This is a genomic window from Actinosynnema sp. NPDC091369 (assembly GCF_044757065.1).
Classification (GTDB): domain Bacteria; phylum Actinomycetota; class Actinomycetes; order Mycobacteriales; family Pseudonocardiaceae; genus Actinosynnema.
This window is the reverse complement of record NZ_JBIVUG010000006.1, coordinates 607,579-618,398: the sequence shown is the minus strand read 5'-3', so window position 1 is coordinate 618,398 and position 10,820 is coordinate 607,579. Positions and strand designations below refer to the sequence as shown.

The window sequence follows — 10,820 nt, the reverse complement described above, 5'->3', positions numbered from 1 at the left end:
AGCACCGCGTCGCACAACTCGAACAACGAGTCCGCCCGCGCGCTCAGGCAGTCGTGGAACTCCTCACGGAACCCGGTCAGCACCCCGAGCCCGTCGACACCGGCCCGGTCCGGCACAATGATCATGGCAGCCCTTGGTTCGATCTCTTCCCTAGACAAGAAGATGATCACCCAAGGGCTGCTTCCATGATCAACCGGGTCCCGACCTCACCCACCAGGTTAAAACTCAAGCTGAACGTAGGACTCTCGGGACCTGAGTGTTCGACTCACGCGACCTGGAGGTTCGACTCTCGGGGGTTGTGGGTTCGGCTCGCGGGGGGACGTAGGATCGGGTGGCGTGAAGCGGATCCCGGTGGTCGTGGTCGCGGGGTTCCTCGGGGCCGGCAAGACGACGATGCTCAACCACCTGCTCGGCGGCAGCCGCGGCACGCGGATCGGGGTCGTGGTCAACGACTTCGGCGCCATCGGCATCGACGCGATGAGCGTGGCCGGGCAGGTCGACTCCACCGTCTCGCTGAGCAACGGGTGCCTGTGCTGCGCGGTCGACGTGAGCGAGCTCGACGCGATGCTGGCCAAGCTGGACTCGTTGGTCGACGTCATCGTGATCGAGGCGAGCGGCCTGGCCGAACCGCAGGCCATGGCGCGGATGGTGCTCGCCACCGAGAACCCCCGCCTCGCCTACGGCGGCCTGGTGCTGCTGGTCGACGCCGCCGAGTTCCCCGACGACCTGGCCAAGCACCTGCGCGTGGCCGACCTCGTCGTGCTGAACAAGGTCGACCGCGTCACGAACGCCGCCGCCCTCACCGCCGAGATCCACCGCCTCAAGCCGGGCGTGCCCGTGGTCGAGTCGTCGTACGGCCGCGTGGACCCGGCCCTGCTGTTCGACCCGCGCCCGCGCGAGCGGTTCGGCCAACTGTCCTTCGAGGACCTCCTGGACGAAGAGCACGACCACGTGCACTACGACAGCGTGGAGTTCACCGGCGGCGCCATGGACCCGTTGCGGCTCATGGCTTTCCTCGACGCACGCCCCAAGGGCCTGTACCGGATCAAGGGCTTCGTGCGGTTCGACGTTCCCGGCCACCGGCAGCGGTTCGGCCTGCACACCGTCGGCGCGTTCCTGCGGTTCGAGCGGTCGGCGTGGCCGGGTCCGCGGCGCACCGAGCTGGTCCTCATCGGCACGGGCCTGGACGTCGCCGCGATCCGCGCGGAACTGGCCGCCTGCGAGGAACCGGACCCGGCTGCGGTGAACCCGCAGTCGATGCTGGAGGTCCTGCGCTACACCACCTGAGCGGCCCGCGGCGGGTCAACGCCGGGGGCCGCCGGTGACGTGGGCTCGGAGAGACTCGAACTCTCACTGGCACGGACCTAAACCGTGTGCCTCTGCCAATTGGGCTACGAGCCCGGCGCGGCAAGCTTATCGGCAGGCCCGCGCCGTCCGGTGACGAGGGCCACCTGGGTGAAAACGGCGTTACCGAATTGCTCGTCGGCCGGTCAGGTCAACGCCGCCACCGCGCCTCAACTACGGTTGTGACCAAGGAGCAGCAGCTAGGAGGAGATGTGGCCCGCGATCCCGACACCATCCAGCGCGAGATCGAGCAGGCTCGCAACGCGCTGGCCGTGACCCTCGACGAACTGGGGACGAGGGCGAATCCCCAGCGCTTCGTCGAGTCCGGCAAGGAGAGCGTGCGCGCGAAGCTCGACGAACCCAAGATCCGGTACTCGCTGATCGCGGTGGCCGTGCTCGTCGGGTTCGCCTTGCTGCGCAAGCTGTTCCGCTGACCGCGCCCTACTGCCCCTTGGCGACGAGGGGCACCAGCACCTGGTCCACCACGCGGTCGACGAACGGCAGGTCCAGCGGGTCACCGGTGAGCATCAGCCGGTAGATCAGGGCCGCGCCCGCGATCTCGACGGCCATGCCGCGCGGCGCGTCCTGGCGCAGTTCGCCGCGCTCTTCGGCGCGCTCCAGGATGCGCCGCAGCACGTCCCGCTGCGCGGTCAGGAACGTCTCGCGGAACGCCGAGGCGAGCTCCGGCTCGTGCGGCAGCTCGCCGACGAGCGCCTGCGCCGCCTTGCCGATCGGGCCGGACAGGAACGCGGCGAACGCGCTCAGGAACTCCCGCAGGTCGCCGGCGAGCGAACCGGTGTCCGGCTCGGCCAGGTTCTGCTGCGCCAGCTGCGTGCACGTGTCGATCACCAGGTCGAGCTTGGACTCCCACCGCCGGTAGATCGTCGCCTTGCCCGCACGGGCGCGCGCCGCGACGGCGTCCATCGTCAGCGCGCGGTACCCGACTTCGGCCATCACCTCCAGCGCGGCCTGCCGCAACGCGTCGTCCCGGCTGGCGTCCCTGGGTCTGCCCCGCTGCGGGGTCCGAGCGGCCCCGCTGTACACCGGTGTGGCCATTTCGCGCTCCTGTCGCCTTTGGCCGGACATCCTAGGCCGGGTGAGCCCGGAATCCGGTGTTGATCACCGGCCCGCGCGCCGCGCCGCTTCGGGTTCACCCCGCGGCCGGCGGCACGAGGCCCGCGCGGGTGTGCAGGTACGCCACCGAGAACGCGAGCGCGTCGCCGTCGAGCAGGTGCACGACGGCGCGCGCGGAGCGCCCGATGGCGATCTCCTCCACCAGTTGGTCGGCCGCCAGCCGGGCCGCGATCAGGCCCGGTGCGGTCGCGTCGAGTTCCTTGCCCGCGGCGCGCACGGTGACCGCCCAATCGTCGCCGGTGCGCCGGTAGTTCGCGGTGATGGGGAGTGTGGACATGCCTGGCCTTCCGTCGGTCGTGTGCTCATCTGACCGGCGTTTGGGTGTGAACGCGCGTCGTCCCCTTCTATCGAGTGAGAGACCCCGATGAGGTCGCGACGCCCCCATGCGCCACCCGATCGTGTAGTCGAAAACGCGACACACACCGTGCATGACCCGTAACGCGCCGCCACTGGGCGCCGATAGCCCATTTGGAGTAAGTCCCTTGGTCTGAGAGGTCGTCATGAGCCGTCGAGTGGTCGTTGTTGTGTGCCTGGCGCTGGGTCTGGCGGTCGCGCCCGGGGTGGCGTTGGCGGACCCCTCGTGGCACGTGCCGGACGGGTGGGGCGACCAGGGACGGGGCGACGTGTGCCGGCACCGCGGCGACCCGCCGTGCCACACCACGACCACCAACCCCACGACGACGTCGACCGGCGGCTGGTCCACCAGCGTGACCACGACGACGACCGCCGTGTCCGGCACGTCCGCGACCTCGACCTCGACCTCGACCACCACGACGGCGGTCGCCGGCACCACGACCGCGTCGACCACCACGACGTCCGCGGCGGGCACCACCGTCCCGAAGACGACCACGGCCGCCCTGGCGGTGACGACCACCGTGCCGCCGCGCGTGGTGTCGGCGTCCTCGGGGCAGGTGTTGGCCGACACGGGCGCCGCGCCGCTGTGGACCGGTGTGGGTGGCCTGGCCGCGCTGCTCGCGGGGGCGTCGCTGCTGCTGGTCAGCCGCCGCCGTCGCGCGTGACCGCCCGGCTCGCGCCGCTCAGGACGTGAGCCGGCTCGCCACGCCCCGCCACACGACGTCCATGACGTAGGCCGTCGCGAGCGCGGGCCCCACCTCGGGCCTGCGCTCGCACCACAGCGCCAGTCGTTCGGTCGAGCCGACCACGATCTCGGCGAACGCCTCGGCCTCGACCGCGTCGACGTCGGAGTCGAAGCTGCCGATCACGGCCGCGATCAGGTCGGTCTGCTGCCGCCGGATGCCCTCGACCTCCTCGACGGCCGAGGGCACGGTGATCGCCGCCTCCTGTCGCAGCAGCGACCACGACTGCTTGTGCTCGCCGATGAACTCGAAGAACGCCATCAGGCCGCGCCGCAGGATCTCCTCGGGTCCGTCCGCGCCGGTGATCGCCTGCTGCGTGCGCTCGAGCAGTTCCGTGCGCGCGCGGTGGATGCAGCCGATGAGCAGACCTTCCTTGGAGCCGAAGTACTCGTAGAGCATCGGCTTGGACACCCCGACCCGTTCGGCGATCTCGTCCATCGACGCCGCCAGGTAGCCGCGCTCGGCGAAGACGCCCTCGGCGATGTCGAGCATCTGCGCCTTGCGCTGGGCCTTGGGCATCCGCCTGCGGCGCGGCTCGGTCGTGGTCACGAAGTCGAGACTACCGGAGGTAACTTACTTCGAGTAACCTACTGAAGAGTACGTAGGCGGACTTGGAGGAGACGGGCATGCACCGAGAGGTCAAAGTCCTGGTCATCGGCACGGGCTTCTCCGGCCTGGGCATGGCGATCGAGCTGAAGCGCACCGGGGAACGCGACTTCGTGGTGCTGGAGAAGGCGGGCGACCTCGGCGGCACGTGGCGGGACAACTCCTACCCCGGCTGCGCGTGCGACGTCCCGTCCCACATGTACTCGTTCTCGTTCGAGCTGAACCCGCGCTGGTCGCGCATGTTCGCCCGGCAGCCGGAGATCTGGGACTACCTCAAGCGGGTGGCCGAGAAGTACCGGCTGCGCGACCACATCCGGTTCAACACCAAGGTCAGCGGTGCGCGGTGGGACGCCGACGACAAGGTCTGGCACGTCGCCACCGAGCACGGCGACACCTACACGGCCAAGGCCGTGGTCGCGGGTGTCGGCGCGCTGCACATCCCGAACGTCCCGACCCTGCCGGGCATCGAGAACTTCACCGGCAAGGCGTTCCACTCGGCCGAGTGGGACCACGACTACGACCTGCGCGGCAAGAAGGTCGCCGTGGTCGGCACGGGCGCGAGCGCCATCCAGTTCGTGCCGCGGATCGTGGACGAGGTCGGCGGCCTGACCCTGTTCCAGCGCACGCCGCCGTGGATCATGCCGAAGATGGACCGGTCCATCCGGACGTGGGAGCAGAAGCTGTTCCGGGCGCTGCCGTTCACCCAGCGCCTGTACCGCGACTTCGTGTACTGGACGCGGGAGTCGAGCGCGCTCGGCTTCGCCGTGAACCCGAAGATCATGGAGTTCGCGCAGAACATCGCCAAGCGGCACATGCGCAGCCAGGTGCCCGACGAGGCGCTGCGGGCGAAGCTGACGCCCGACTACACCATGGGCTGCAAGCGGGTGCTGATCAGCAACGACTACTACCCGGCGTTGAGCAGGCCGAACGTCGAGCTGGTGACCGACGGCATCGCCGAGGTGCGGGCGAACAGCGTCGTGGACGCGGCGGGCGTCGAGCACGAGGTCGACGTGATCATCTACGGCACGGGGTTCCACGTGGTCGACTCGTTCGACTACCTGGACATCACCGGCAAGGGCGGCGTCGACCTGGCCAAGCAGTGGCGCGAGAAGGGCATCGAAACCTACTACGGCATCACGGTCTCGGGCTTCCCGAACCTGTTCTTCCTGCTCGGCCCGAACACCGGCCTGGGGCACAACTCGGTGGTGTTCATGATCGAGTCGCAGATCCGGTACGTCCGCCAGTGCCTGGAGCTGCTGGACCGCCACCAGGCCGACGAGCTGGACGTGCGGCCGGACGTGCAGGCGCGGTTCAACCGGCAGTTGCAGCGCAAGCTGAGCAAGGGCGTGTGGACCGAGGGCGGCTGCAAGAGCTGGTACCTCGACGCCCAGGGCATCAACCGCACGGTGTGGCCGGGCTTCACGTGGCGCTACTGGATGCGCACCAAGACCGTCCGCGCCGAGGACTACACCCTGACCCGCGCCCGCCGCACCCGCGTCCCCGCCTGACCGGAACGCGGAACTCGCGGTACCCGAGCGTTCGACTCACGGGCGCTGAGCGTTCGACTCGCGCGGGCCGAACGTAGGACTCTCGCGAGAGTCGAACGCTCAGGCCCCGAGAGTCGAACGCTCAGGACCCCTGAGTTCTGCGTTCAGGACAGGGGGACGCCGGCGGCCTTGGCGCGTTCGGCGCGCAGGCGGGTCACGTCGGGCAGGTCGAGCGGGCCGAGCTTGGCGCCCGTGGCCCACTCGATCAGCAGGTCGGCGATCTGCGGGTTGCGCGGCAGCACGGGACCGTGCAGGTAGGTGCACAGGATCCGGCCCTGGACCGCGCCCTCCACCGAACCGTCGTTGCCGGTGCCCACCTTGACGTGCGCCAACGGCCGCGCCGACGGGCCCAGCACGGTGCGGCCCTGGTGGTTCTCGAACCCGGTCAGCAGGCCCTCGAACAGCCCGTCGGCCGGCGTCGCGATGACCTCGCCGATGGCCCGGCTGCCGCCCGCGTGCGACGTCGAGTCGATCAGCCCGAGACCGGGGTGGGTCACCTGGTCGGCCCGGGTGAACGACTCGCCGAAGATCTGGATCCCCGCGCACACCCCGAGGATCACCGCGCCGCGCGCCGCCGCCCGCTGCATGCCCGGGTGCTCGCGCAGGTGCCGCACGGCCAACGTCTGCGCCGTGTCCTCACCGCCGCCGACCACGTAGATGTCGCACGACTCCGGCACCGGCTCGCCGAACCGGATGTTGACGATCTCGGCGGAGATGCCCCGCCACGTCATCCGCTTCTCCAGCACGACCGCGTTGCCGAAGTCGCCGTACGTGCCCAGCAGGTCGGGCAGCACGAGCGCGATCTGGACCTTGCTGGTGGTCACTGGGCGGCCCTCGCGTTCAGGTCGCGGAATGCGGTGTAGTTGGCGATCACCTCGACCGGCCCCGGCGGCATGGCGTCGATCGCCAGCAGCGGGTCCGGCACGATCGTGTGCTCGACCTCGGCGTACGTCAGCCGCACGGCCAGGTCGGTGGCCCGTTCCCCGGACGCGATCACCTGACGGCCGCGCAGCCGCTCGAACGGCACGTCCCACAGCCACGACAGGTCGCGCCCGTCGGCCTCGTGCGCGTTGATCACGAGCACCGCGGGGTGGTCCGCCTCGCGCACCACGGTCAGCGTCTCGCTCCACCCGGCCGGGTTCTTCGACAGCAGCAGCCGCGCCCGGTGCCCGGACCGCTGGATCGTGCGGTACCGGCCCGCCACGTTGGACACCGCGCGCAACCGCTGCACGGCCTCCTCCACCGGCACGCCGAGCGCGACGGCGGCGGCCGTGGCCATCACCGCGTTGGCCTGGTTGAACTTGCCGGGCAGCCGCAGCGAGAGCTGCACCTTCACGCCGTTCGGCGTCACCAGGTACCCGTCGCCGGTCACCCACTGCGGCCGCGGCCGGGCCAGGTCGCACCCGGTGCAGTGCCAGTGCTCGCCCTCCCAGCGGATCGGGTCGCCGCAGCGCGGGCACGAGGCGGCGTCGTTGTGCCAGCCCGTCCCGGTCGCCACCCAGACCACGTCCGCCGAGTCGCGGGCCGCCGACGTGACCATGATGTCGTCGCAGTTGGCCACCACGACCCCGGTCACCGACGCCAGCGCCGTGCGCAGCGACCGCTCGATCGTGCGCACCTCGCCGACCCGGTCGAGCTGGTCGCGGCTGAGGTTGAGCAGCACGGCCACCGCGGGCGACGCGGCCCGCACGACCTCGGGGAAGTACCCCTCGTCGACCTCCAGCACCGCGTACGGCGCGTCGGGCTGCTTGGACAGCGCGGTCACGTGCCCGTCGGGCATGTTCGCGCCACCGTGGTTGGTGGCGACCTCGCCCAGGAACGACACGGCCCGGCTGAGCATCATCGTGCTGGTGGTCTTGCCGTTCGTGCCGGTCACCAGCGCGACCGAGCGGCCGGAGGTCAAGTGCGCCAGCGCCTGCGGGTCGAGCTTGAGCGCGACCCGGCCGCCGATCATGCCGCCCGCGCCGAGACCCATCTTCTGCGACAGCTTGGAACTCATGTTGCCCAGTCGCACGGCCGCGGCGGTGCGCAGCGGCAGGCGGGCTGGGTCTGCACCTGGAGTGTTCGGCAACCGACTTCCCGGATCTGTCAGGGGAGGGAGATCCCCCGATGCTACCGGGGCCCTTGGTGGTCGAGCTCCCGCAGGGTCCGGATCAGGTCCACCGTGCTGAGCTGGCACAACTGGGCCATGTACTCCAGCGCGGGCAGGTCGAGGTGCACCTCGGGCGGTTGGCCGGGCACCAGGTGCGCGAGCCTGCCCTGCGCCCAGCGGCGCAGCGGCATCAGTTGCGGTCGCGTGTCGGCGACGACCGTGGCCAGGTCGACCGAGAGGTGCCCGGCGGGCGTGTCACCGAACACGCGTTCGTGCACCCGTGCGAGCACCTGGTGCGCGGGCACGCCCAGCGCGACGCAGATCTCCACCAACCTGGTCACCGAGCACTGGCGGGTGCCCAGTTCGTACGTCGCCAGCGTCTGCAGCGAGATGTCGCTCTGCAGCCGGCGGTTGAGCTCCTTGCGGGTCCATCCGCGCTGCTTGCGAAGGCTGCGGAGCTCATCACCGAGCACGCGCTGGTACGCCGCTGTGTCGATCTGCACCGTCGATCCTCCAGTCCGCCGGGGCCCCGACAGACCCCACGCAGATGGAAAGCGCGACCGGACGGTTGCTTACGCGGGTTGTCCGAATTATCGCCCGATCGGGCTAGAGGAGTGGTACTGACAGTAGCGTTTCAACGCCTCAACGCGTTGGTGACGCCGGTTTCGCGCGGCCCGAGGAAGCGCGGGTCGGGCTTGGCGACGAGCCCGTCCCACATCGCCTTGCCCGCCGCGAACACCTCCCGGAAGTGCCCGTAGGACGTGGTCGCGAACCGGTCGGACGTGTCGTGGCCCACGCCGAACGCCTCGATGCCCGCCGAGCGGCACAGCGCCACGGCGCGCGGCAGGTGGAACTCCTGCGTGACCACGGTCGCCCGCTCCACGCCGAAGATCCGCTTGGCCCGCGTGCACGAGTCCCAGGTGTCCAGGCCCGCGTAGTCGGCCACCACGTGGTCCGCCGGCACGCCGCGGTCGACCAGGTACGTGCGCATCGCGGTCGGCTCGTCGTAGTCGGTGGTGCTGTTGTCGCCGCTGACCAGCAGCACCTCGACCTTGCCGCGCCGGTACAGGTCGGCGGCCACGTCGAGCCGGCCCGCCAGGAACGCCGTCGGCGTGCCCGACCTGGTCAGGCCCGCGCCGAGGACCAGCGCCACCGGCGCGTCCGGCACGTCGGCCGCGCCGTGCCGGTAGGGGGCGCTGCTGGTCTGCACCCACACCCACGGTGTGGCCGCGAGCACGGCGAGCAGGCCGAGCGCGATCAGCACCCGCTTCCAGCGGATGCGCTTGACGAGGTCACCCACGACTGCCCCCCGGGATCGGACGTCTCAGCCGGACGTCTCAGTTGACGCAGCGCACCCCGTCCGCCGTGATGGGCGGCTCGGTCGTGGTGGTGTCCGGCTGCTGCTGCCGCGCGCCGTCCAGGCCGACGAGCGGCCGACCGGCGAGGTTCTGCGCGCCCGGCCCGGCGTAGTCCGCGCCCACGAACACGCGCACGTGACCGGCCGGGATGTCGGGGTCCTCTTCCAGTTCGAGCCCGCCCAGAGCGGTCGAGACGGCTTCCGCGCCCGCCTCGCCGCCCACGCCGTAGCGGACCACCGACGCGTCCATGGGGGAGGCGTTGGCCGCGCCGCCGTCCACGAACCGCTCGGCGACGAGCGTTTGGAGCACCCGCGCGGCCAGGCCGGGCGTGCCGGAGGCGTTGCGCACCTCGACGGTCACCGTGGCGTTGTCGACCGCGGGCGTGCCGGCGGCGGTCGCGTTCGGGTCGGCGCTGAGGGTCTTGAAGAACCTCTTCACCTCGCGCTCGTTGATCTCGACCGCCATGCCGTCCTCGGGCGTGGCCAGCTCGGGGTTGCCGGTCGGGATCGTCTCGAACTTGAGGTTCCCGCCGGTCAGGTCCTTCATCTGGGTGGCGAACCGCAGCACGTCCCAGTCCTTGTCCAGCACGATGGACTTGGTCAGCGCGTCGATCAGCGAGCGCAGCTTGCCGGGGTCGGACAGCGTGCCCGCGGACAGGATCTGCTTGGCCAGGCCGGCCATGAACACCTGCTGGCGCACGATGCGGTCGAGGTCGCCGCGCAGCAGCCCGTAGCGCTGCCGGACGAACGCCAGCGCCTCGCGACCCTGGATCTTCTGCGGGCCGGCGGCGAAGTTCGCGCCGGACATGTCGTCGCGGGTGGCCTGGTTGAGGCACACGTCCACGCCGCCGACGGCCTTGGTGATCTCGTAGAAGCCGACCAGGTTGATCTCGGCGTAGTGGTCGATGGTGACGCCGGTGAGGTCCTCGATGGTGGTGATGAGGTTCTTGGCCGCGCCCTGCCTGGACCGGACCTCCAGCTGCGCCGGGTCGGTGACGCCCTCGCGCTCGAGCTTGGCGACGGCCTCGTTCTTGCCGTAGCCGTACGCCGAGTTGATCTTGTGCCGACCGTAGCCGCCCGCGATCTGCACGTAGGAGTCGCGCGGGAACGACACCGCGACCGCCTTGCCGCCGTCGTTCGGCACGTGCATCAGGATCAGCGTGTCGGTGTTCAGTCCGCCGTCGTTCTCGTTGCCCGCGTGCAGCTCGTTCAGGATCTCCTGGGGCAGCGGGTTGCCCTTGGAGTCCGTGCGGCTGTCCATGCCGACCATCAGGATGTCGACCGAGCCGTCGGCGGGCTTCTCGCCGCCGCCCGCGTCGCTGATCACGTCGGTGGTGGAGATCTCGTTGAGCAGCGTGTTCAGGTTCGCCCACGCGTAGCCGGTGCCCAGTAGCACGGCCACCGAGAACAGCGCGAGCAGCGACCGGCCGAAGATCGCGCCACCGGACGCGGGACGTGACGGCGGGCGGCGGCGTGGCGGACCGGTGCGGCCGGCCGGCGGGCGCGGGCGTTGACCGGTGGGTCGGGACGCGGGGGCGACGCGCTGGGGCGCGGCGGGGCGTCGGCCCTCGGCCCTGCGGTCGTCGGCGGCCCTGCGGTCGTCGGTGCGACGGGGGCGGCCGGGCTCGGAGCCCGCGCGCTCA

Annotated in this window: 12 protein-coding genes and 1 tRNA gene; 4 read left to right on the top strand and 9 right to left on the bottom strand. The window is 70.8% G+C overall.

What is annotated here, in order from left to right; all coding sequences use genetic code 11:
- Window positions 1-336 precede the first annotated feature (336 nt).
- Entirely contained in the window at window positions 337-1,287 is a 951-nt protein-coding gene (locus ACIQMJ_RS26135) for a CobW family GTP-binding protein (RefSeq protein ID WP_499763605.1), read from the top strand.
- A gap of 40 nt (window positions 1,288-1,327) precedes the next feature.
- Here the strand turns inward: ACIQMJ_RS26135 and ACIQMJ_RS26130 are convergent.
- Window positions 1,328-1,401, bottom strand: a tRNA-Leu gene (locus ACIQMJ_RS26130).
- 155 nt (window positions 1,402-1,556) lie between these two features.
- Here ACIQMJ_RS26130 and ACIQMJ_RS26125 point away from each other — a divergent pair.
- Complete coding sequence (locus tag ACIQMJ_RS26125) at window positions 1,557-1,778, top strand: DUF3618 domain-containing protein (protein WP_380724627.1); 222 nt, start codon at window positions 1,557-1,559, stop codon at window positions 1,776-1,778.
- Window positions 1,779-1,785: 7 nt separating this feature from the next.
- On the opposite strand, the gene ACIQMJ_RS26120 is transcribed toward ACIQMJ_RS26125, so the two are convergent.
- A complete protein-coding gene (locus tag ACIQMJ_RS26120; RefSeq protein ID WP_387489243.1) occupies window positions 1,786-2,400 on the bottom strand; it encodes a TetR/AcrR family transcriptional regulator in 615 nt (204 codons plus the stop codon).
- A gap of 94 nt (window positions 2,401-2,494) precedes the next feature.
- On the bottom strand, window positions 2,495-2,755 hold the full coding sequence (locus ACIQMJ_RS26115; protein ID WP_499763604.1) for a hypothetical protein: 261 nt from the start codon (window positions 2,753-2,755) through the stop codon (window positions 2,495-2,497).
- 235 nt (window positions 2,756-2,990) lie between these two features.
- On the opposite strand from ACIQMJ_RS26115, the gene ACIQMJ_RS26110 reads away from it, so the two are divergent.
- Window positions 2,991-3,497, top strand: a complete 507-nt coding sequence (locus ACIQMJ_RS26110; protein ID WP_499763603.1) for an LPXTG cell wall anchor domain-containing protein — start codon at window positions 2,991-2,993, stop codon at window positions 3,495-3,497.
- 18 nt (window positions 3,498-3,515) lie between these two features.
- Here the strand turns inward: ACIQMJ_RS26110 and ACIQMJ_RS26105 are convergent, their stop codons facing one another.
- The gene (locus ACIQMJ_RS26105; protein ID WP_499763602.1) at window positions 3,516-4,124 is read right to left on the bottom strand and encodes a TetR/AcrR family transcriptional regulator; all 609 of its coding nucleotides are present in this window, start codon (window positions 4,122-4,124) and stop codon (window positions 3,516-3,518) included.
- 77 nt (window positions 4,125-4,201) lie between these two features.
- Between ACIQMJ_RS26105 and ACIQMJ_RS26100 the strand changes: the two genes are divergently transcribed.
- Complete coding sequence (locus tag ACIQMJ_RS26100; protein ID WP_499763601.1) at window positions 4,202-5,689, top strand: flavin-containing monooxygenase; 1,488 nt, start codon at window positions 4,202-4,204, stop codon at window positions 5,687-5,689.
- A gap of 143 nt (window positions 5,690-5,832) precedes the next feature.
- Here ACIQMJ_RS26100 and ACIQMJ_RS26095 read toward each other — a convergent pair whose 3' ends face one another.
- The 5 genes from ACIQMJ_RS26095 to ACIQMJ_RS26075 form a co-directional block, all read right to left on the bottom strand.
- Entirely contained in the window at window positions 5,833-6,552 is a 720-nt protein-coding gene (locus tag ACIQMJ_RS26095) for a type 1 glutamine amidotransferase (RefSeq protein WP_499763600.1), read from the bottom strand.
- Window positions 6,549-7,727, bottom strand: coding sequence for a Mur ligase family protein (locus ACIQMJ_RS26090; protein ID WP_499763599.1), 1,179 nt, complete (start codon window positions 7,725-7,727; stop codon window positions 6,549-6,551). Before ACIQMJ_RS26090 ends, ACIQMJ_RS26095 begins: the two co-directional genes overlap by 4 nt.
- Window positions 7,728-7,840: 113 nt before the next feature.
- Entirely contained in the window at window positions 7,841-8,323 is a 483-nt protein-coding gene (locus tag ACIQMJ_RS26085) for a helix-turn-helix domain-containing protein (RefSeq protein ID WP_499763598.1), read from the bottom strand.
- 131 nt (window positions 8,324-8,454) lie between these two features.
- Window positions 8,455-9,120 carry a SanA/YdcF family protein gene (locus ACIQMJ_RS26080; protein WP_499763597.1) on the bottom strand — a complete coding sequence of 222 codons (666 nt, stop codon included), beginning with the start codon at window positions 9,118-9,120 and terminating at the stop codon, window positions 8,455-8,457.
- A 37-nt stretch (window positions 9,121-9,157) separates the two neighbouring features.
- Complete coding sequence (locus ACIQMJ_RS26075) at window positions 9,158-10,579, bottom strand: LCP family protein (RefSeq protein WP_499763596.1); 1,422 nt, start codon at window positions 10,577-10,579, stop codon at window positions 9,158-9,160.
- Between the last annotated feature and the right edge of the window lie 241 nt (window positions 10,580-10,820).